Consider the following 20081-nt stretch of genomic DNA (forward strand, 5'->3'; position numbering starts at 1 on the left):
GGTTTCTTCGCCTTTACTAATGCGTCGAACGAAACAGAGTTGTATTTTGACTCGAACGGTACCGTAGCCGGTGGTTCTACCTTCATTGCGAATCTGGGTACTGCTAGCAATCTGGGAACGGCGGACTTTGTATTTACAGGTACGATCGCACCTTCTGCCAATGGTACTACTACCAACTCAGGTAGCGTTGTGGATTTAATCACTAATCCCGGTACTTTCCCGACAAGCGGAGTTAACAACTTCGGTTCTGGTGTTGGCGGTTACAACTTCACCACTCCTGTCTTATTTACAGGAAGTGCGACAGCTAATAACGTCACCGGCACTGAGTTTGCTGACATCTTGAACGGCGGATCGAGTGCTGATATTTTCGACGGCGGTGCAGGTAACGACAGTATCTCCGGCGATGCAGGTAACGACAGCATTTTCGGCGGCGCGGGTAGCGACAGTCTCTTCGGCGGCGAGGGGAATGACACTTTAATCGGTGGTGTGGGAACCAATGTTCTCAACGGCGGTGCTGGTGCGGATGTGTTTGTGTTCACCGGAACTACTGCTGACGGCGGGGATGTAATTACCAATTACAGCATTGCTGATGATGTAATTAATCTCGACAAAACTGGTTTTGCAGCGTTTACAACCGGAGGGACTTTGGCTTCGAGTTTCTACGCTTACAGCAGCACAGTTTCTGTAACTGCGCTCGAAGCAACTTTAACCGGCCCGTCCATCATGGCTATCTACGACGGTTTGTCTACTAAACTGTATTACGATAGCAACGGTTCTACGGTTGGCGGTAACAGTTTGTTTGCAACTGTCAATAATGTCGATTTAGGAATTTCCGGTAATACTGAATTGTTCTTGTTCTAAACGGCAAGAATCCTAATCGGGATATCGGTACGGTTAGGGACACAGCCATGCTGTGTCCCTACAAGATACGGGTAAGGACACAGCCATGCTGTGTCCTTTTTTTTGGTAATTGTTAAACAATTTAGCTGCTCTTTTTTGGGTAGGGAAATGGCATTGCTGTGTTCTTTTTTCCGTTGTTGTCGATGGTTGGAGTTGATCGCACTCGCGAGGGCAATTTCACCATCCAATCCGGTTTATTTTACCCGTTATATCCATTCCGGTTGATTAAACCGCAGAGGACACAGAGGATACAGAGAAAGGGGAGAGAGAGATGAATAATTCCGATGCCAATGGATTTGATATTACCGAAAATCAGGACACTCCGCCGTGCCGTTTCTCTACAATTAATCCGGCGGTGGTTAAATTTGTATTCACATGGACGCACTTCGACAAAGAAACCGGGTTTTTTACCTCATCTTCGAGTGCGAACGAAGTATTTTCGTAAAAAAACCAGGTTTCTGGGCCCCATGCGTCACTCCTAATTGATTAACCCCTCTCCTGTGCAAGTACAAACGTCCCTTTAATTGTTGATAGTAAATTGTCATAACTTTGATTTGAGTCCACAGCTTTTTTAACCATTAAGCGCCACAGCTAATGATAATTATTCATAAGCTGATGATAAAAATTTATAGTTTAATGGTAAGAGTGAAGCGGGCAATGCCCACCCTACAAATAGAGTCCTTGATCGCCCTAATCTAAAATCTATGAGTGCCCAAAATCCCTTGTCAGTCTGTTTCGCGGATGTGAAGGCGGCGGCAAATCGCTTGCAGGGCAAGGCTTTCAAGACGCCGGTGCTGACTTCGGAAACTTTCAACAAACGCACAAATTCTCAGGTATTTTTCAAGTGCGAAAACTTTCAGCGCACGGGCTCGTTTAAATTTCGGGGTGCTTGCAATGCTTTGATGCAGCTATCTGAAGCCGAAAAACGGCGGGGAGTGCTGACTTTTTCTTCGGGAAATCACGCGCAGGCGATCGCCCTTGCGGCACGGTTGCTAGAAATTCCTGCTACTGTTGTTATGCCGGCAGATGCGCCAAAAGTCAAGCAAGAAGCGACTCGCGGCTACGGTGCAGAGATTATTTTGTACGATCGCACTCAAGTTTCCCGCGAAGAGTTAGCCGCTAAAATTGCCGCAGAACGACACTTGACAATTATTCCTCCTTATGATCATGCGTGGGTGATTGGGGGACAAGGTACGGCGGCGCTGGAATTAATCGCAGAAGTTGGGGAGTTGGATTTGCTGTTAGTTTGCTGTGGGGGCGGGGGTTTGCTGTCGGGATGTGCGATCGCGACAAAAACTTTGTCTCCGCAGTGTAAAGTAATAGGAGTGGAACCGGAGCAAGCAGACGATGCGGCGCGATCGTTCCGCACGAAAACGCTACAAACTGTTATTAACCCGGATACGATTGCTGACGGTGCGCGCACACCATCTTTGGGGAAATTAACCTTTCCTTTGGTGCTGCATTATGTTGATGATATGGCAACAGTTTCAGAAGAGGCAATTCGCAGCACAATGTTTTTTATGTGGGAACGCATGAAGATAGTTGTGGAACCGACGGGAGTGTTAGCGGCGGCGGCTTTGCTTTCAGGTGTTGTGCCGGCTGAAAATGCGAGGATTGGCGTGATTGTGAGCGGCGGAAATGTGGATTTGAAGGAAGTCAATCGATTTTAGATTTTAGATTTTAGATTTTAGATTTTAGATTTTAGATTTTAGGCGTTGCTGAATACAGGTAAGCTGTTCTCCATTTAAATTGTGTGTCAAAAATCACTCAAATTATTGTGGGATGGGCACGCGAGTCCGTCCCGAATATGCAATTTAAACGCGCAACAGCTTATGAATGGAAAATTTCGGAATTACTATAAGCCAACTATCGTGAGTTATGTAACTTCCCATAAAACTTTATTCATACCGTGAATCAGCAACGCCAGATTTTAGATTGAATAATTTATGTAGCAGCTTCTCTGATAAAATGCTGGCACAGCAAACTTTGATAACACAGCACAATGTCTTCAGAAACAAACTCAGCGGCTCAATCTACAACTGGTGCAGATGCGATCGATGTTGCGATCGCCTCTGGAATCGACTTTGACGGTACTCCGATTCCGCAAGCAAAATTAGACCTGTACGAGCAAGTGATGGGATTAGAAGCCGGCAGACAGCGCAGCGGCGTGTCAAATACAATGCGATCGCGCATTGTCCGAATCGGTGTCAAACACATCGGACAAGAGGAACTCGATAAAATGCTGGTTGCGGCAAACTTTGCACCGCTGAAAGAGAAAGAAATCGCTTTTTATTACGGCGGTAAATAGATCGTATTTATCCCACATCTTGCACCATTCTCAATAAGCCTTTTATGAACAGGCAAGATGCCTGTTCCACAAGAAAATCAATTCTTTGTGGAACAGGCATCTTGCCTGTTGCTGCCGATTTTGCCTAAAATAGACATAACCCACGCTCATAACATCTGTCATGCAAAGTTACACCCTCGCAGAAGTATGTAATCCACAGGGGACAGTCTTTAACCGAGCTGCTGTGGAGCCAGTTTTACTCACAGATAAATCGCAGCCCAGCCACGTAATTATGTCCGCTGATGCCTATCAGCGCTTGATAGAGCGGCTGATGGAATTAGAAGATATGCTTTTAGGTTCATCAGCAAAATCTGCCCTGAGTCAGTCTCAAATGGTTGGTACTAAAACCTTTGTAGAAACACTAAAACAACTGGCCAATGGCGAAACTTGATGGTTTACAAACAGTTCTCGACTTTCTCAAGGGTTTGCCACCTAAAATAGCGGCTCAAATTGCTAAAAAAGTGTTAGCGCTGAATGTCGATCCTTTACCTAATGATAGCAAGCAATTAATCGGATATCCGGGTTATTATCGGGTAGATAGTGGCGAGTATCGGATTATTTACAGCTTTAATTCCGAAGAAGATTTGGTAGAAATTATTCTAGTTGGTAAGCGTAACGATGATGAAGTGTACAAAAAATTAGAGCGCCTTTTTTAAGAAACTCATTCTCAGTGATGCTGCTTTAAATATCTGGTAATTATTTTGATATTACTCCGGTTTTAAAGTGCGTTCCATCAGTGATAAAACAGCGTGTTCAGGAGTAATTTCACCATTTAATAAGCGATAAACTTGACGAGAAACAGGCACTTCTATGCCGCGTTGATTGGCCAAATCAATCAACACATTAGTAGTATTGACTCCCTCAGCAGTGCTCTGCAATTCCTGCAAAATTTGCTCTAAAGATTTGCCTTCAGCTAATCCGAAACCAACCCGATAATTGCGTGATAAAGGACTGTTGCAAGTAGCGAGCAAATCTCCCAAACCAGACAAACCGTAAAAAGTTTCTGCGCGAGATCCCAAACGAACTCCCACCCGAATCATTTCCGGCAAAGCGCGAGTCAGCAAAGCAGATTTAGCATTAGTTCCTAATTGTAAACCGTCGCAAACACCAGCGGCGATCGCAAATACATTTTTCAAAGTTCCACCTAACTCAGTTCCCAGCGGGTCTTCATTCACATAAACCCGAAAAATATCAGAACTGTAAATATTTTGCACTTGCTTGGCCGCCGCTAAATCCAAACTCGCCGCTACCGTTGCAGCCGGCAAGCCCTGCTGAATTTCCTCGGAAAGATTAGGGCCCGAAAGTACGACTATTGAATTGTTAGGAAAGGCATTTTGCCAAATTTGAGATGGAGTGCGGGTAGTCGCGGGGTCTAAACCTTTGGTGACGGTAACTATAATTGTACTGGGACTTAACTGTAAAGCCAAAAGTCGATCGACCGTTGCTCCAACTCCTTTCATCGAAACTGCCGAAACAACAACATCCGCACCTGTTATAACTGATTCTAGATTAACAGAACTGCTGCGCGACCACAAATTAACTCGATCGCCTTTTTTTCCTCCCAGATTGGCCAGTGCCGAACCCCAAGCACCTCCGCCTAATATTGTCAAGCTTGCCATAGAATTTAGTTTAATGAATTTAACCGCAGATTAACACAGATAAATCACCGATAAATCATAGCAATCAATCTGCGTTAATCCGCCTACATCTGTGGTTAACAAATCCTCAGCCTACAAACGCGGCCGCAATCCATAATGACGGTAACGCCAATAATCTCGTAAAATGCGATCGTGATCGAAACATAATTGATGGGGAATCTGCCAAGATTCAAAAAATTGTAAATTTTTAGCATCGTCGGCGGCTTGAGGTTCGCCGGTTGCAGAAGCCAAGAATACAATACTAATAGTGTGTTGCCGCGCGTCGCGATTGGGATCAGAATAAACGTAAAATTGCTCAATTAATTCTACATTCAAACTCGTTTCTTCTAAAGCTTCGCGTTTGGCCGCCGTTTCTACCGATTCCCCATAATCGACAAAGCCGCCGGGAATTGCCCAGCCGTAGGGAATATTGCGGCGTTCAATGAGTATGATCGGGCGATGGGGGCGATCGGCTAATTCGATGATAATATCTACTGTAGGAGCGGGATTTTTGTAAGTCATTTGCGAAGGAAGAAGGAAGGCACGAGACCGATTTTGACACGAATACACGGATTAATTTCAACTGGTTCGGAGTTCCTTCTTCCTGCTGAATTATGCTAAACCGCGAATTAGTACGCGCTGCTTTTGCAAAACCTCTGCATACAGCTTTTCCAACTCAGTAATATTCTGACTGAGAGTGTATCGCTCCATCGCCCGTTGGCGTGCTTTTTGACCAAGCAGCATTCCCAACTCAGGATGATCGCAAAACAGCGGCAGCAAGGTTTGCAACTGACTTCGTACCCTCTGAGTGTTCAAAACTATCCCCGCGCCTTCCTCCAAGGCCTCGCCGTCAGCACCGGCATCGGTTGCCAAACAAGCTAAACCGCAGGCCATCGCTTCTAGCAGCGACAGCGATAGTCCCTCCACCAAAGAAGGCAAAATAAATACGTCAGCACCCCGCAGAATTTCGATCCGGCGTTCCTCCTCGGCAACAAATCCGAGCCACACAATGCCATCCTCTTCGCCGTAAAATAGTTGCAGCGAGGCGGCTAGGGGCCCGTCACCTACGATCGCCAATACGTTCCTAGGGCCAAAATTGCACTGTTTCCAGGCCTTGAGCAGGGCTTCGACATTTTTCTCCTGGGCAATGCGGCCTTGGTAAACAAAAACTCGATCGGCTTTTAATTCTGACTTCAACCCCGAAGGCCCTGGAGAATATTTAATGGCATCCACGCCGTTGGGAATCACAGCCACCCGTTCCTGTGGCACTCCCAACTTGACCAATATATCCCGCTGAATCTGAGAAAAAACGATCGTCGAGTCGTAGTTCGCCAAAAACGGAGCGTACAGTTGATACATCAGGTGTTGGGTTCCCGATGTCAAATTCCGCAATTTGCGATCAAACGGCGGGTGAAAAGTCGCCACCAGAGGCAAATTCAATTCTTGACAAATTTCCGGCAGCAGAAAATCTAGAGGTGAAAGCGTCAGGGAAGCGTGAACAACATCGGGTTTCAGCCGCCGCAGAGATTTCATCAGCACTGTGCGGGACTTGAGAGTGGGAATCGTATAAATTTGCGATTTGTAGTGACAGGGTAAAGAGACTTCGTTGCAACTCGCGGACGAAAGCGAATTGGTATATGAGGTTTGAGCAATTCCCTTTGCCCATGAACCATTTGCCATACTCCACCCCGTATTGTTCCTGTCCAGTGGGCCCGCTTCTTGGGCAAAGTGCAGGAAACTGACCTGGTATCCCCGGTCTAATAGTGCGTTGGTGACTTCCCTGGAGTAAGTGACGTTACCGCAAAAAGGTGATTTTTTTCCTAGCCAAGCGATGTGCATTCCAGTAAATCAGAGTTTGTTATTTATTTAGATTCGATCGACTTTGCTATTAGTGCTACGGGAAATATACCAGGTTAAGACACCCCCAGCGATCGCTAATCCTGCTAAAGCCAAAAATACTGTCGGCAAACCCAGAAATGTTTCCGCTACGCCGGCCAAAGCCAACGGTAAACTCAAAGCGATATTAGTGGCATTGTTTTGCAGCCCGAAGACTTTTCCCCGCATTTCTTCTGGGGTTTCTGCTTGAATTGTAGTCTGCATCGGCACTCCGACCAATGAGGCAAATAAACCCAACAGGGTAATGAACAGCACCGATAGCCACAAATGGTGTGTAAATGCAGAAAGGCCCATCAGAGCAAGTGCCATGCCGATCGATCCGATTAAACTCAGTTGCGAGTGAGAAAATTTGTGGCCAAGATAGCCAACTGTCGCCGCCCCACCAGCCATTCCGACGCCCACCGCAGCCAGCAAAAAGCCAAATTGTGATGCTTTCATACCGGGGAGGATTTCTGCCAGCCGAACTGCTAGAACTGCCAAGGCTGCAAAAATGGAAAATAGAATAATTAGTTGAATTAAAGCATTGCGGACTTTCGGTTGATCGTTGATGTAACGCAGGCCGTCTTGCAAATCTGCTAGGGGGTGTGGCGGTTCGTGTTCAACTTCGTTTTTTTCGCCTGTTTTCATCGACAGCAACAGCACTCCGGCGAAGGCGTAACTTCCGCCTACTACTAATTCTTTGCCGATTCCCAGTCCGCCGCCGAGGTTGGAAAATAGGGTGTCGGCTAAAGCTAGTAAGGGTTCTCCGACTGCGAAGCCAATAATCACCGAACCCATCATGGTTGTGGTGTAGAGGGAGTTTGCTGATAGCAGGTGGCGGCGTTCCACAATTAGGGGAATCACTGACTGTTCTGCTGGGGCGAAAAATTGAGTTAGAGTCGAAACGAGGAATGTCACTAGCAGCAGTAAGCAGAATCCGAGCGGCAGTTGACCGAGTTCCCACCCGTCAGAGAGCCACAGCAGCACGGGCAATGTTAAAACAAAGCCTCCCCGCAGGAGGTTTGTGGCTACGAGCACTGCTTTTTTCGACCACCGATCGACATACACGCCCGCGGCGGCCCCGAACAGCACTGCGGGAATGGTAAAGGCGATCATGATTGCCGATACCCACCTGCTGATGGTTTGATCGGGCGCTTGAAAGCGGCTGGCCACCAGGGCGATCGTCAGTACGAGATAAACTTTATCTGCTAGTTGGGAAAAAACTTGCCCGCTCCACAATGCTAGAAAATTTGGGTTTTTGAGCACTGGCAAAAATCCCGTTTGTTTTTCGGGAATTTCTGCCAGTGCTTCGGAGAGTTCTGCTGCTGGCTCTGGTGTGGGAACCGGAGGGATTGCTTCGGGGTGTGGGCTATTGCCGTTGTTCCAGTCTGGTGCTGGAGTGGTGGGGTATTTATCCATTTCTGGGTCTGGGACGTTGCTCCATTGTCGATCGGCGGAGACGGGATAAGAGTCAAACTCTGGAAAATTTTCTCGTTCTTCCATCTTGTGGTGGGTCACAGCTAACACAGATATTCTCAAATCAGAATCAGACAGTCGCATCATAGGATTTGGGGTGGATGGCCTGGGATGGTGGAGGTTGGGGGGATGGGAATTTGAAATTGAGGTGTTAACCCCTAAGTTTATTAATAATCTCGTAACTTTATCTCTATCTATTATCTGATGTCGTAACAATCTTGAGAATTTACCTGAAAACGCCGGCAGGTTCGGGTATCCGGCAGGCTGGGGGTGCGATGTACGATCGCCCCTTCACCTATTTAAATCCACACTCAAAATTTAAAACTCAAAACTCTCTAGGTAGGTGTCGATCGAGCTTCCCGATCGAATCGTGCAACCTAAATGATACTGGGCATATTGTCGCAAAATATTTTCTACTGATACCCAAGTTGTTCGATCGGCAATCCCCTCTCCTAGTTCTGGACTAGCCAACTGTTGCAGCGCTGCTAATTCCTTAGCATTAATCTCAAAATTTGTCAAGTGCTTGCTGCCATTCGTTTGCCGGGAACGGGAGGCGGATTTGTACAAGCTACCGTTTTCTGAAGAGAGTTCTGCCTCTAGGTTAGCTAGTTCGGGTAAGCTGAAGGTTCCCCCAGAGGGTATACTAAACCCGGTTTGCCAGTTCGGATCGGTGAAATTTGGGATGAGCGGGTGTCTGGTGGCGCAGCAAACTTGGACTTGGGGCGCGAGGCCGGCTAAGGCTAGCAAGTGAAAAATGCCGTGGGTGAGGTGGGCGACAAGTACGGCGGCGGATTGGATTTCTGTGCGATCGGACAAACGCTCCAAACGGCTCAAATGTTCGCCCAGCAACCAAAAGAGTTCTTCTTGAGGCTCATCGGAAAGGGCACTGGCGATCGCCAATTCGGCCAGATATTGCGCCGCTGCAAGTTTCCCTAGGTTGCGGCTCAAACCCGGATGGGATTCTACGGTGTTGGCTTGGGTGATTTTGTCGAGCGATCGGCCTTTGGCAATTAGCAATTCGTTGACGACAAATAATTCGCTTCGGCCGCCAATGGTCGATCGTTGTTTGCGAACACCGGGTGCTACGGCTCGAATTAAGCCGAATTCCCGCGTTAAAATTGTCAGCAGTCGATCGGATTCGCCGATCGGCGCACTCTTAAGATTGATTCCAGTTGCTTTGTAAGTTCGAGTCACTCGATTTTAGATTTTAGATTTTAGATTTTAGATTTACAAGGACAGTAGCAAAAACAGTCCGCGACGCAGAACTTTTATTAGATACTCGTTACCAGGCAGAGCCTGGTAACGCAGATCCGGAGGCTCTGCCTCCTAATCCCAGCCGAGGCAGAGCCTCTAAATATGGGTTCCCAGGCAGAGCCTTGGAACCAGTTAAATTAGCCATTGCTAATAACTAATAACTAATAACTAATGACTAATGACTAATGAATTCCCCATTAGCCATTACCAATTAGCCATTGCTAATAACTAATAACTAATGACTAATGACTAATGACTAATGACTTTTATCTAAATTATCGCGCTGGCGCATTAATTCCGGGCCGCGGGAAGTCCCCAAACGAGTTGCCCCAGCTATTACCAAATCTAAAGCTTGTTCGTGAGTACGAATTCCGCCGGCAGCTTTAATCCCAATCCGTCCCTTCGTAACTTCCTTCAGCAGTCGCACATCGTCAACTTTCGCCGGGCCAAAAAAGCCAGTGTTGGTTTTGATATAAGCCGCGCCCGCTTCCATGCAAATCTCAGCCGCTAATTGTTTTTCGGCATCGGAAAGGAGCGAACTTTCGATAATTGCTTTGATGGTGAGATTTGTTTCTTCGCAAATTTGGGCTAACTCCCGGTGGAATTCGTCGATTCTTCCCGCTTTCAACAATCCTAAGTTAACAGAGACATCTAACTCTACGGCTCCATTATCTGCTGCTTCTAGAGCTTCGTAAACTTTCACCGTTGAAGTCGAAGCACCGGTGGGAAAACCTATAACTGTACAGACTTTGGGACGTTTGCCGTGCAGCAGCTCAACTGCTTGTCTGACGTAGGCGGGATACACGCAAACTGTGACAAAGCCAAATCTCTCTGCTTGTTGGCAACAGTGTTCTACTTGCTCTGGCGTGGCGGTGGGGTCGATCAGGCCGTAGTCGATCAAGGGGGCAATATCGATGTCTGCCTGGTTTGCAGCCATTGCTGTTTTTTCTCCGAAGTAACTACTTTATTAAGTATGTATCGAATTTACCAATCTAAAATCTAAAATCTAAAATCTAAAATCGATCGACTTTACTTTGACCCCGATCGAGCATAAATACTCAATTTGCTGCTCGCAAAAACTCTTGTGGGAATTGGTTTGCCAATTTATGTCAAAAAATTATTTTGGTATCTGCCTTTAGATACATTTTTGATCTTTCTTTAGGTATACTTTGTTAAAAGGAGTTGCGGTAGAGCCTGCGTCAGCTACGCTAGGGCAGAGCCTGGTAGCGGCTACTGTTTTTACTCTGAGTAGTGCTTTAAAAACATAAAAGCCAGTGCCAAGCATGAATCATTTAGAACTCGAACAAGAAATTGGGAAGATGGCTAGAGCGATGATGACTCGCAATAGTTTAATTGGTAAGGATTTGATTGCGGATCTCAGAGGGCGGCTGTCTGTTGACAGTGTAGCTGCTTTGATGATTGTCAGTATTGAGCGTTTGATTTGGTATGACTGCGAGTCCGTAATCTGGAGTTTGAGTTATTTGATTCCTGCTGACGTGATGGAAGAAATTCGCCGGATTACTGCGCTGGTTGTTTGCCAGCGGTTGATGGGCAAGGGTTTTCTGCTGGGGAAAGATTTTAGTATTGATGCAACAGGCCAGTTGATGTTGAGTGAGAATGCTAAAACAGCGGTTGTGATTGCTTGAATTGGGCAACCAGAAGTAGAAGCTATTAGCACTAGGAGATTTGCAGTTAGACTTGGGGCGCCCTAGAACTTTTTGTGTAACTGCAAACCTAATTCGGGATGCGGTGGTAAGAGTTGCGCGATTCACCAAAAAATTGGGTCTGAAGCCCCGTCCTTTTAGGACGGCTTTCCCTTAACCTTGAGGCTCCTGATTAATTCTCTCTAAGTACATCAGTTTTAGTTCTAGCTACAGCTTTGCAATGTTCTTCAATAATTGCAAATTCAGATTCCTGAATCCGAAAAAATAAACGTTTATTCAGGAAATTTTTCGAGTTTTTGCTGTATGATTATATGACAACAAAGAGGATGACTCATGTTGGGCTGTCAACAAAATTTCATTCGAGTTGATTCAGATATTCAAGCTATTATTGAATACCTGTGTTCTGAATCTGCAAAACTTTCTAATTGTGGGACTTACTATTCCCGCCAGCTATACTTTAAAACTGGTAAAATCCCAAACCGTGCTCAGTTGCACAAAGTTTTGGGGACGGAAAACCGAAACCGACACTATCAAGCGTTCTACTCTGATACTGCTCAACAAATTCTGACGGGCGTAGCAGAGTCTTTTAAGTCATTTATGGGATTACTAAAGGCTTTTAAAAATGGCGTAATTACGGAACGTCCGAAGCTACCGAAATATCGTCAAGGCGGAATGGCACTTGTGACATTTACGGGTAGGTCGGTAAAACTCAACGACGGAATGTTGAGATTCCCTTTGGGTAGCAAGGTTAAAGCGTGGTTCGGTCTAGATGCGTTTTTCCTTCCGATGCCTTCTAATCTTGATTTCAAAGCGATTCGGGAATATCGCATACTTCCCCGGAACGGCTGTTTCTACCTAGAGTTTGTCTACACAACGACCAATGTCCAGGCAGATATAGACCCTGCTAAGTGCTTAATGATCGACCACGGCGTAGATAACTGGTTAACTTGCGTGAGCAATGTCGGTACAAGTTTTATCGTCGATGGCAAGCTTTTAAAGTCGCTTAACCAGGGATACAACAGACGAGTTGCATTTCTCATGAAGGGAAAAGTTAATGGCTATTGGTCTAAAAGGCTTGCCAGCTTGACCGAAAGACGGAATCGTCAGATGCGAGATGCCGTTAACAAGGCAGCAAGGAAGGTAATTAAGCACTGCTTAAAAAATCGGATAGGAACGGTTGTATTCGGTTGGAATAAGGGACAAAAAAATTCTGCCAACATGGGAAGCAAAACTAATCAAAAGTTTGTGCAAATCCCTACGGGAAGACTGAAAGATAGAATTGCTCAACTCTGTGAGCAGTATGGCTTGAGGTTCGTTGAAACGGAAGAATCTTATTCGTCAAAAGCTTCTTTTGTCGATCGTGATTTGCTACCTACTTTCGGCGAAAAACCCGAAGGGTGGCTTCCAATTGGCACGCGGATTAAACGTGGTTTGTACCGAACGGCGCAAGGCTGGCTAATTAATGCAGATTGCAATGCTTGTGGCAACATTGGTAGAAAAGTAGCGGTGATGCTTGGACTTGATCTAAGCGGAATCAGTAGAGGCGAGTTGTCAGCGCCTTTAAGACTTAAATTATGGTCTTAAGAATCCCCATGCCTTCAGGCTGGGGAGTGTCAAGCAGAGTTAAAATTCGCAGCAGCTCTAAAAAACGATGAGTGCGGTTAGCTAAAAGAGCTTTTTACGAGAGGAAAATAGTTAGTTTCGACCGCAAATTGTTGAGGTTGTTACGGGTACTGTGTACGGGCGATCGCCCTGTATCAAATTTTTCATATTTTTAGTGGAATTACAGTTTTATTCCAGGTATGGTTTCATGTAGAATCATCCCTAAGATAGATACAAAATATTATGAACTTAATTCAAAACTTGGAAGCGGCTTGGTATTACCATCTGGGATCGCGCCACCTCGAAGCTAAGGATGATCATGGTGCTCTGGCGAACTTTAACAGAGCTTTGAAGTTGCAATCAGATCATTATAAGGCTTGGTTCGGCCGAGGTATGGCTTTGGGGAATTTAGAACGGCACTTAGAGGCGCTGAAGAGTTTTGATGAGGCTTTGGCGGTGCAGCCGAATGCGAGCTTTGGCTGGCACAACCGGGCTATTGCTTTAGGAAAGTTGGGCGAGTGGTTGGAGGCTCTCAATAGTTTTGACCGGGCTCTGGAGTTCAGTCCGTGCGCGGCGAGTATTTGGCACAACCGAGGACTGACGCTGATCGAGATGGGGCTGTACGAGAAGGCGGTTCTGAGTTTCGATCGCTCTTTAAATTTGTATCCGGAGGCTGCTTGGGCATGGTACAACCGAGGTAATGCCCTGTTGGAACTCAAGCTTTACTATCAGGCGCTCAACAGTTTTGACCGGGCGATCGAGTTTAAGCCTGACGATGCGAAGGCTTGGTACAATCGCGGTATAGCTGCAAACTCTATGGGACTTTACAAACAAGCAGTAGCTAGTTTTAGCCGATCGATCGCTCTACAACCGGGCAGAGCCGAAGCTGTGGGCGAACGGAGAGTTGCTTTGGAGAAATTAGTAGGTTTAAATCAGAGAAATTCCAAGTTTACTCCCACATCTGAGCGTCCCTTGGAAGATTATTTAATTTGGTACAACCGGGGTGTGGAATTGGCGCGAAAAGGCTGCTACTCTGAGGCGATTGCTTGCTACGAAACAGTCTTAGAAATAACTCCTGATTTTGCTAATGCTTTTTACAATAAAGCTTGCTGTTATGCGCTACTGGGATTTGCTGATTTGGCCCTTGACAATTTGCAGCGGGCTGTTGAGTTTATCCCTAATTTGTACCGAGAGCTAGCTTTAGCTGACCCGGATTTAAGCTGCATTTGGAAACAAGAACGTTTTGAAGCGCTGATCCAAGGTTGATTTTACACAAAAAACAGCTCGCCAATGGGGCGAGCTGTTTTTTTGGGCGGCGCAAATTCGATCGCCCTCAAGAGTATTTGTGCAATCTTTGCTATTGCACAGAAACTCGGATTGAGGGCTTGACCGGCCTCTTGGCAACTACGATCACCCGGTAAGTGCCGGATTCCGGTAGTTGAGCAAAAGTTTGACCTTCGCCTTGATCCAAGAGTTGTCCCGACGGAGATTCGATCGCCAGATCGAGATTTTTGGTACTAGCTGTCACCCTAATTGTCTGTCCCTGTTTGCCTTGAACGGTGATAGGCTGGATTTGGTAGCCGGACATTTTGAGTTTGACTGTGGCTTGTGTTTCCTTGAATGCTATGGGAATTGCGCGATCGGGCCGATAAGTCCACTTGGCGCTAAAGTCGCGTCCGATTACGAAGCTGGTGGTTTCACCTTTCGGGGTAACTCGCACGCGATAGATGCCTGACTCTGGCAACTGGCCAATCCACTGATTATCTCCTTTTTCAATAACCCCCATATTTTCACCATTGGGACTGTACAGTTCGGCTGTTAGTTGTCCTGCCCACAGCGAGAGAGTGAGTTCTCGCCCTTTGATGCCTTCAAAAATATAGGTGGTGGGTTGGTTGATGGTTTCTCGGAGTTCCGAGGTTGACATTCGCTTGATCGGTTCGAGGTTTGAAACTGATTCAGAAGTAACGGGTTTGTTAAGGGTTTCTGTAATTTCCGAGGCAGCCATCAGCTCGCTCGGTGCAATTTTGGGGGCTACTGGGCTGGCAAATACTGATTTTGCCGTCATCATGAGTAGCATTCCAGTCAGTAAAATTATTTTTTTCATGTCGCACTTCCGAGGGGGGGGTAAGGAGTTGTATATGGTTACTTGTGTTTGCCTGTTTTCACCGGATTAAATCTGGCGATCGCACAGAGGCTACAGCAGCATATAGGATACAAGTAAATATCCCGTACTTGCACAAAACCTGCTGGTAGCAAATTGGCAGTGCGGGAGCTAAGTAGTAGCCTCAATTTGTCGAGACATTTCAATGATACTACCTACGCATAATATCATCAGAGAATATTACTAATTTAGTCGAGGAAAATTAAAGCTTTTTCCGAGGTTCTTGCTCAAGAAATGCCCACACCCAAAAAACGCCGTCTCTGGGATTCTGGCTCTGCCTTGCTACTGGAAAACGGCTAGCACCAGCAGGGGGTGACAACCCTAGTGTTACTTCATTGTTGACAATTCCCGCATCCAGGATACCCGCCACGTGATTCATCCGTCCAGAAATAAAAAACCTGTATCCGATGAAACTTGCCGAACGTATTTATCCGTGGTCAATGCTTCAATGCTTCAATTCTAAAATCTAAAATCTAAAATCTAAAATCTAAAATCTAAAATTGATTGACGATCGCTTAATTATCTAGGGCGCTGCGAACCCCACCTTAGCATATTTCTAGCGTATTAAACCATTTTTTGCGTAAATTTTGATACTGTATCTTGGTAGAGCGGATTGAGTTATTATTTCTGACAAAAACCAGTTAATCACTACCAAATCCGCCCTACCACACGAGGTTAAATTGTACTACGAACCTGCCAGGATTTGCAGATAAGCTTGTACTGTGTTGGACAACCCCATTTCTAGCGCTTCCGCAATTAAAGCATGACCAATTGATACTTCTAGTATATCAGGAATAGAGCAAAATTTAGCTAAGTTTTGCAAATTTAAATCATGTCCGGCATTCACCCCTAAACCGGCTGATTGAGCCGCTTTAGCTGCTAAGACATATTGTTGAAAAACAAAGTCTACTCTACCTTCGCGAAAAGCAGTTGCGTAGGGTTCCGTGTACAGTTCTACTCTGTCTGCTCCAACTTCTTTTGCTAGCGGCATGAGAGCAGCATCTGCGTCCATAAACAAGCTGACTCTGATGCCGTTGTCTTTTAATTTTTCAATGATTGGTAAGAGCCGATCGCGATTTTCGGGAATATTCCAACCGCTATCCGATGTTAGCACGTCTGGAGCGTCCGGCACCAAGGTACACTGAGCCGGTTTTACGTCGCAAACTATATCCATAAATGGCGGCTGAAACGGATTTCCTTCGATGTTGAACTCAACGGTTAGCATTTTAGCTAATTCGTAAACATCGGTGGCTTTGATATGCCTTTCGTCGGGGCGGGGATGGACTGTAACGCCATGAGCTCCGGCAGCAATTACTGTTTTTGCGGCTTCGGTAACGCTGGGGATACCGATGTTTCGAGAGTTTCTGAGGAGGGCGATTCTGTTGATGTTGACGCTGAGTTTTGTCATGGGATGTTAATCTTTAAAGTTGATCTCACATCTTGCATCTTTCTCAATAACGGGCTCTCCGGCCCGTTCCACAAAGAGTAGATTTTCCTGTGGAACAGGCCGAAAAGCCTGTTCAAAAAAGGAGTATTGACAATGGTGCAAGATATAAGTTGATAATACTATATTAATCGCTTTCGGTACTAAATTTTGAGCCTATTGCGGTAGTGTCAGGGCATTGTCAGAGGAAAAATTAGCTTGTGCAAGCGGTAAACTTTCTGCAAAAAAAGCCTCAGCTATTTGCTGTTTTACTGCCAAATCTTCAAGGTTGGCAATGCAGAAAAGCGGTGTGACGCGATCGACTATTGGGCGCGGAAAATCTCTGCTAAAATATTTTAGTTCAAAGTCGTATCTGTGGGGACGGTAAATCATGCCCAACAGTTCGACTAATGGTAGAAGCGTCCAGTTGTGATAGTTGCCGATCGCATCTACTAAATGTTCGCGATAAATCTCTTTTTTAACCAGAGGTTGCAGCAAATTAAAACGGATTTTAAGGTCGTTTAATCTCGACTGCATTGTAGATAAATGTTTGCTTTTATCGACAGGATGCGGTACAATTAGATTAGCTTTGTCAAAGGCGATCGGCACTTTCCCGTGTCTCTCTATTTCCAGGAAATCGTTGCGGCGGCTGCGCCGGAAAACGGCGAAATCAATTAGCAAAAACGGCGGGGTTTCTTTCAGCCGCCAGAAGCACTGCGACTGACCGTGCCAAGCGGGTTCGGGAACTCGATATTTGAGTTCGATTTCGGCAATTTCTGCGAGGGCTTTTTCAACAATCTCAAATGCTTCTTCCACGCAGTCATCTTCAACCACAACCGCAATATCGAGGTCTGACCACTCGTCGGTGTATCCGTGGGCTGCTGAACCTCCTTGCCACAAAGCGAGAACAAAATCTAAAGGTTGTAAGGTTGAAACAATCTTTTCGAGAATGATTTGTCTCATGGAATCAAGCTATACTGTTTGTTTTCCCTGGCTTGCACAAGTTTAACAAACGATCGCGTGTTGAGAGAGCTCCGCGACTGTTCTCCGAGGAGTTGCTAATGCTTCCGGTTGTGCACTCCTGCCAAAAATTACACGGGAAGCTGCAAGGGAGAGTGGCAATCTTTGAGAAAGTGCGATCGCCCTTGAAAGTGAAAATCAGCCTTAAATTGTCAGAATCAGAAACTTGCCCGCTGTCCGGTAACATGAGAAAGGATTAATTTTTAACAGCGCGGCATGGCTACTATTTGGGAACTCGACTTTTACAGCCGTCCAATCATAGACGAGCGAGAGAAAAAAAAATGGGAAGTGTTGATCTGCGAAAGCCCGCTGAATGTAGGCGACAAGGCCGAGTCTCTGTTTCGCTACTCGCAATTCTGCTCCAGTTCTACCGTAAATTCCCTGTGGCTGGCGGGTGCTATTAAAGATGCGATCGCCGCAGCACCGAAACGCCCCGAAAAAATCCGCTTTTTCCGCCGCCAAATGGCGAACATGATTACTAAAGCCTGCGATGACTTGGACATTCCCGCCGCCTGCAGCCGCCGCACCCTCGCCCTCAGCCTGTGGCTGGAAGAACGGATGCAAGACGTTTATCCCGCCGAACCGGGCTATCAACCGGTTGTGAACCCCAGCGTTCAATTTGTACCCGAAACGCCAGTTGCGCTGCCGGATGCTTTAATCGGCGAAAAATGGGCGTTTGTGAGTTTGCCGATCGCAGCTTTTGACGAAATGTCCGAGTGGGATATCGGATTTGGCGAAGCTTTCGGACTGCCGATGACACGCCTCGCCCCAGAAACGCAAATTCCGGGACTAATTATCTACTCGTCGAGAGCAACAGCCCTGGCAGGTTGGATGTCGGGCTTGGAGTTGGCTTTCCTGAAATTTGAGAGCGGCCCACCCGCTAGGCTGGTATTAGATACGGGAGCTAACGATCGCTGGATTTTAGCGAGTGTCAGAGACGCAGCAACTGAGAGAGAAGCGAAAGGATTTGAAGCCGCGAAAAACCAAGCAAAAAAAGTACATTTCTTAGCAATTCAGTCGAATCCCGAATCGGAATCTTTTGCAGGATTTTGGCTGCTGCACGAACTAACTATTTAGTCATTAGTCATTAGTCATTAGTTATGAGTCATTAGTCATTAGTTATGAGTCAATATAGCTGTTAACTCTAGACTAATGACGGTAGATTATTAACTGATGACTAATGACCAATGACTGTAAAATCTGGTTATAGCCAATTACACCAGTTTTCCCAAAAGAATCTAAATGTAGACCCGTGCACCCAACCCATATCCAGTAAGTTATTGCCAATTCTTTAATCGAAAATCCAAAATCGAAAATCGAACCGCCCATTACCAACCACCGAGAACAATGACCAATCACCAATCAGCAGAACAACTGTTAGAACTAGCCACCAAAGCAGGTGCAGAAGCTGCTGAGGTATTGGAATCGCAATCGCTCTCGCGGCCGGTCTTTTTTGAAGCAAACCGCCTCAAACAGCTAGAAACCGCCCAAGCAGAAGGTATTGCCCTGCGGCTGTGGCGGGATGGGCGGCCGGGTTTGGCGGTGGCCTACGGGCCCGTGGAAGCGCAAATTTTGGTGGACAGGGCGATCGCACTTTCGCAACTTAACGAACCGGAAACCATCGAACTCGGCACCGGTGAGAAAGTTGTTTATCCCGATCGCGGAGTGTCGGTGCCGGCCGAACAGCTAGTAAACTGGGGAAAAGAGGCGATCGCGATCGTCCGCGAAGCTTATCCAGAAAGCCTCTGCACCGCCGAACTCGACTGCGAAATCGAGAACACGCGCTTGGTGAACACCAAAGGCTTGGATTCCAGTCACACCGACACCACCCTCAGCGGTTACTTATCAGCAGAATTAGTGCGGGGAGAAGATTTCCTCAACATTTGGGAAGGCGAAACCGAACGCGGCACCCTCGACTTAAACACCAGCGCCAAGCGGGTTTTGCAGCGTTTGGAATGGGCGAAAGAAAATGTAGCCCCCCCCACGGGCCGGGTGCCGGTGCTGTTTACAGCCAAAGCCGCCGACTTGCTGTGGGGGACTGTCTGTGCGGCGTTGAACGGCAAACAGGTACTCGAAGGCGCTTCGCCTTGGAACGATCGATTAGGCCAACAAGTGACATCGCCCCTTGTCACCCTCTCGCAGCAGCCGGATATCGGGCCCTATAGCTGTCCTTTTGATGACGAAGGTACTCCCACTCGGGCGATCGTCTTTATCAACAGCGGAGTGTTGCAGCTATTTTATACCGATCGCACCACCGGTCGAGCCTTGGGCAGTGGCACCACCGGCAACGGATTTCGCCCAGGTTTGGGCAGCTATCCCACGCCGAGTTTATTCAATGTTTTGATTAAACCAGGTTCGCGATCGCTAATCGATTTAATCGCTAAATTAGACGACGGAATTGTAGTCGATCAAATGCTTGGCGGCAGTGCCGGAATTTCCGGCGATTTTTCAATTAACGTCGATCTCGGCTACCGAGTCAAAAAAGGTCAAATAGTCGGCAGAATCAAAGACACAATGGTAGCTGGCAATGTTTACAGCGTCCTCAAACAATTAGTAGAATTGGGAGGAGACTCCGAGTGGAACGGTTCTTGCCAAACACCGTCTCTAATTGTAGAAGGATTGTCCGTCATCGGCAAGAATTAAAGTCAGTTGTTAGTAGTCAGTTGGCAGTTGGCAGTTGGCAGTTTTTAGTAGCCAGTTGTCAGCAATCATCCGTTAACAG

Annotated in this window: 21 protein-coding genes; 11 read left to right on the top strand and 10 right to left on the bottom strand. The window is 46.6% G+C overall.

Annotated features, from left to right (window positions below; translation table 11 throughout):
• The 6 genes from QUA88_RS08755 to QUA88_RS08780 all read left to right on the top strand — a co-directional run.
• Window positions 1-861: calcium-binding protein (locus QUA88_RS08755; RefSeq protein WP_333058016.1), on the top strand; the 861-nt coding region annotated here is incomplete at its 5' end.
• 310 nt (window positions 862-1171) lie between these two features.
• Window positions 1172-1345: a hypothetical protein gene (locus QUA88_RS08760; RefSeq protein WP_333058015.1), complete on the top strand. Its 174-nt coding sequence runs from the start codon at window positions 1172-1174 to the stop codon at window positions 1343-1345.
• A gap of 259 nt (window positions 1346-1604) precedes the next feature.
• Complete coding sequence (locus QUA88_RS08765; RefSeq protein WP_333271258.1) at window positions 1605-2570, top strand: threo-3-hydroxy-L-aspartate ammonia-lyase; 966 nt, start codon at window positions 1605-1607, stop codon at window positions 2568-2570.
• 332 nt (window positions 2571-2902) lie between these two features.
• Entirely contained in the window at window positions 2903-3208 is a 306-nt protein-coding gene (locus tag QUA88_RS08770; RefSeq protein ID WP_333153788.1) for a small RNA NsiR4-regulated ssr1528 family protein, read from the top strand.
• 160 nt (window positions 3209-3368) lie between these two features.
• Window positions 3369-3638, top strand: a complete 270-nt coding sequence (locus QUA88_RS08775; protein ID WP_333211817.1) for a type II toxin-antitoxin system Phd/YefM family antitoxin — start codon at window positions 3369-3371, stop codon at window positions 3636-3638.
• Window positions 3625-3903, top strand: coding sequence for a type II toxin-antitoxin system RelE/ParE family toxin (locus QUA88_RS08780; RefSeq protein WP_333211818.1), 279 nt, complete (start codon window positions 3625-3627; stop codon window positions 3901-3903). The genes QUA88_RS08775 and QUA88_RS08780 overlap by 14 nt, the downstream gene beginning before the upstream one ends.
• 51 nt (window positions 3904-3954) lie before the next feature.
• Here the strand turns inward: QUA88_RS08780 and QUA88_RS08785 are convergent, their stop codons facing one another.
• The 6 genes from QUA88_RS08785 to deoC all read right to left on the bottom strand — a co-directional run bounded on the left by QUA88_RS08785 (window position 3955) and on the right by deoC (window position 10426).
• A complete protein-coding gene (locus tag QUA88_RS08785; RefSeq protein WP_333058013.1) occupies window positions 3955-4866 on the bottom strand; it encodes an NAD(P)H-dependent glycerol-3-phosphate dehydrogenase in 912 nt (303 codons plus the stop codon).
• Between the two features lie 111 nt (window positions 4867-4977).
• The gene (locus QUA88_RS08790) at window positions 4978-5406 is read right to left on the bottom strand and encodes an NUDIX hydrolase (protein ID WP_333271260.1); all 429 of its coding nucleotides are present in this window, start codon (window positions 5404-5406) and stop codon (window positions 4978-4980) included.
• Between the two features lie 90 nt (window positions 5407-5496).
• Entirely contained in the window at window positions 5497-6723 is a 1227-nt protein-coding gene (locus QUA88_RS08795) for a glycosyltransferase family 4 protein (RefSeq protein WP_333271262.1), read from the bottom strand.
• A 27-nt stretch (window positions 6724-6750) separates the two neighbouring features.
• Window positions 6751-8322 carry an MFS transporter gene (locus tag QUA88_RS08800; protein WP_333271265.1) on the bottom strand — a complete coding sequence of 524 codons (1572 nt, stop codon included), beginning with the start codon at window positions 8320-8322 and terminating at the stop codon, window positions 6751-6753.
• Window positions 8323-8553: 231 nt separating this feature from the next.
• Complete coding sequence (recO, locus tag QUA88_RS08805; protein WP_333271268.1) at window positions 8554-9429, bottom strand: DNA repair protein RecO; 876 nt, start codon at window positions 9427-9429, stop codon at window positions 8554-8556.
• 316 nt (window positions 9430-9745) lie between these two features.
• Complete coding sequence (deoC, locus tag QUA88_RS08810) at window positions 9746-10426, bottom strand: deoxyribose-phosphate aldolase (RefSeq protein WP_333211823.1); 681 nt, start codon at window positions 10424-10426, stop codon at window positions 9746-9748.
• A 346-nt stretch (window positions 10427-10772) separates the two neighbouring features.
• On the opposite strand from deoC, the gene QUA88_RS08815 reads away from it, so the two are divergent.
• The 3 genes from QUA88_RS08815 to QUA88_RS08825 all read left to right on the top strand — a co-directional run bounded on the left by QUA88_RS08815 (window position 10773) and on the right by QUA88_RS08825 (window position 14021).
• The gene (locus QUA88_RS08815) at window positions 10773-11135 is read left to right on the top strand and encodes a hypothetical protein (protein ID WP_333058007.1); all 363 of its coding nucleotides are present in this window, start codon (window positions 10773-10775) and stop codon (window positions 11133-11135) included.
• A gap of 351 nt (window positions 11136-11486) precedes the next feature.
• Window positions 11487-12737 (top strand): transposase, encoded by a 1251-nt coding sequence (locus QUA88_RS08820; protein WP_333058006.1) that lies wholly within the window; start codon window positions 11487-11489, stop codon window positions 12735-12737.
• Window positions 12738-12998: 261 nt separating this feature from the next.
• Window positions 12999-14021 carry a tetratricopeptide repeat protein gene (locus QUA88_RS08825; RefSeq protein ID WP_333058005.1) on the top strand — a complete coding sequence of 341 codons (1023 nt, stop codon included), beginning with the start codon at window positions 12999-13001 and terminating at the stop codon, window positions 14019-14021.
• A 91-nt stretch (window positions 14022-14112) separates the two neighbouring features.
• On the opposite strand, the gene QUA88_RS08830 is transcribed toward QUA88_RS08825, so the two are convergent.
• From QUA88_RS08830 to QUA88_RS08845, 4 genes are all read right to left on the bottom strand, one after another.
• Window positions 14113-14859 carry a hypothetical protein gene (locus QUA88_RS08830; RefSeq protein WP_333058004.1) on the bottom strand — a complete coding sequence of 249 codons (747 nt, stop codon included), beginning with the start codon at window positions 14857-14859 and terminating at the stop codon, window positions 14113-14115.
• A 259-nt stretch (window positions 14860-15118) separates the two neighbouring features.
• Window positions 15119-15295: a hypothetical protein gene (locus QUA88_RS08835; protein WP_333058003.1), complete on the bottom strand. Its 177-nt coding sequence runs from the start codon at window positions 15293-15295 to the stop codon at window positions 15119-15121.
• A gap of 306 nt (window positions 15296-15601) precedes the next feature.
• Window positions 15602-16324, bottom strand: coding sequence for a pyridoxine 5'-phosphate synthase (locus QUA88_RS08840; protein ID WP_333058002.1), 723 nt, complete (start codon window positions 16322-16324; stop codon window positions 15602-15604).
• A 192-nt stretch (window positions 16325-16516) separates the two neighbouring features.
• Window positions 16517-17302 carry a nucleotidyltransferase domain-containing protein gene (locus QUA88_RS08845; protein WP_333058001.1) on the bottom strand — a complete coding sequence of 262 codons (786 nt, stop codon included), beginning with the start codon at window positions 17300-17302 and terminating at the stop codon, window positions 16517-16519.
• Window positions 17303-17575: 273 nt separating this feature from the next.
• Between QUA88_RS08845 and QUA88_RS08850 the strand changes: the two genes are divergently transcribed.
• Together QUA88_RS08850 and QUA88_RS08855 are read left to right on the top strand one after the other, a co-directional pair.
• Complete coding sequence (locus QUA88_RS08850; protein WP_333211827.1) at window positions 17576-18436, top strand: Tab2/Atab2 family RNA-binding protein; 861 nt, start codon at window positions 17576-17578, stop codon at window positions 18434-18436.
• Between the two features lie 270 nt (window positions 18437-18706).
• Complete coding sequence (locus QUA88_RS08855; protein ID WP_333211829.1) at window positions 18707-20002, top strand: TldD/PmbA family protein; 1296 nt, start codon at window positions 18707-18709, stop codon at window positions 20000-20002.
• The last annotated feature ends 79 nt before the right edge of the window (window positions 20003-20081 follow it).

The organism is Microcoleus sp. D3_18_C2 (assembly GCF_036702395.1).
In the GTDB taxonomy this organism is placed as follows: Bacteria; Cyanobacteriota; Cyanobacteriia; order Cyanobacteriales; family Microcoleaceae; genus Microcoleus.

What these genes read in the sequence shown, in the direction of transcription:
- QUA88_RS08760 (WP_333058015.1), top strand. Translation starts at nt 1,172, where the DNA reads ATGAATAATTCCGATGCCAATGGATTTGATATTACCGAAAATCAGGAC.
- QUA88_RS08765 (WP_333271258.1), top strand. Translation starts at nt 1,605, where the DNA reads ATGAGTGCCCAAAATCCCTTGTCAGTCTGTTTCGCGGATGTGAAGGCG.
- QUA88_RS08770 (WP_333153788.1), top strand. Translation starts at nt 2,903, where the DNA reads ATGTCTTCAGAAACAAACTCAGCGGCTCAATCTACAACTGGTGCAGAT.
- QUA88_RS08775 (WP_333211817.1), top strand. Translation starts at nt 3,369, where the DNA reads ATGCAAAGTTACACCCTCGCAGAAGTATGTAATCCACAGGGGACAGTC.
- QUA88_RS08780 (WP_333211818.1), top strand. Translation starts at nt 3,625, where the DNA reads ATGGCGAAACTTGATGGTTTACAAACAGTTCTCGACTTTCTCAAGGGT.
- QUA88_RS08785 (WP_333058013.1), bottom strand. Translation starts at nt 4,866, where the DNA reads ATGGCAAGCTTGACAATATTAGGCGGAGGTGCTTGGGGTTCGGCACTG.
- QUA88_RS08790 (WP_333271260.1), bottom strand. Translation starts at nt 5,406, where the DNA reads ATGACTTACAAAAATCCCGCTCCTACAGTAGATATTATCATCGAATTA.
- QUA88_RS08795 (WP_333271262.1), bottom strand. Translation starts at nt 6,723, where the DNA reads ATGCACATCGCTTGGCTAGGAAAAAAATCACCTTTTTGCGGTAACGTC.
- QUA88_RS08800 (WP_333271265.1), bottom strand. Translation starts at nt 8,322, where the DNA reads ATGATGCGACTGTCTGATTCTGATTTGAGAATATCTGTGTTAGCTGTG.
- deoC (WP_333211823.1), bottom strand. Translation starts at nt 10,426, where the DNA reads ATGGCTGCAAACCAGGCAGACATCGATATTGCCCCCTTGATCGACTAC.
- QUA88_RS08815 (WP_333058007.1), top strand. Translation starts at nt 10,773, where the DNA reads ATGAATCATTTAGAACTCGAACAAGAAATTGGGAAGATGGCTAGAGCG.
- QUA88_RS08820 (WP_333058006.1), top strand. Translation starts at nt 11,487, where the DNA reads ATGTTGGGCTGTCAACAAAATTTCATTCGAGTTGATTCAGATATTCAA.
- QUA88_RS08825 (WP_333058005.1), top strand. Translation starts at nt 12,999, where the DNA reads ATGAACTTAATTCAAAACTTGGAAGCGGCTTGGTATTACCATCTGGGA.
- QUA88_RS08830 (WP_333058004.1), bottom strand. Translation starts at nt 14,859, where the DNA reads ATGAAAAAAATAATTTTACTGACTGGAATGCTACTCATGATGACGGCA.
- QUA88_RS08835 (WP_333058003.1), bottom strand. Translation starts at nt 15,295, where the DNA reads ATGAATCACGTGGCGGGTATCCTGGATGCGGGAATTGTCAACAATGAA.
- QUA88_RS08840 (WP_333058002.1), bottom strand. Translation starts at nt 16,324, where the DNA reads ATGACAAAACTCAGCGTCAACATCAACAGAATCGCCCTCCTCAGAAAC.
- QUA88_RS08845 (WP_333058001.1), bottom strand. Translation starts at nt 17,302, where the DNA reads ATGAGACAAATCATTCTCGAAAAGATTGTTTCAACCTTACAACCTTTA.
- QUA88_RS08850 (WP_333211827.1), top strand. Translation starts at nt 17,576, where the DNA reads ATGGCTACTATTTGGGAACTCGACTTTTACAGCCGTCCAATCATAGAC.
- QUA88_RS08855 (WP_333211829.1), top strand. Translation starts at nt 18,707, where the DNA reads ATGACCAATCACCAATCAGCAGAACAACTGTTAGAACTAGCCACCAAA.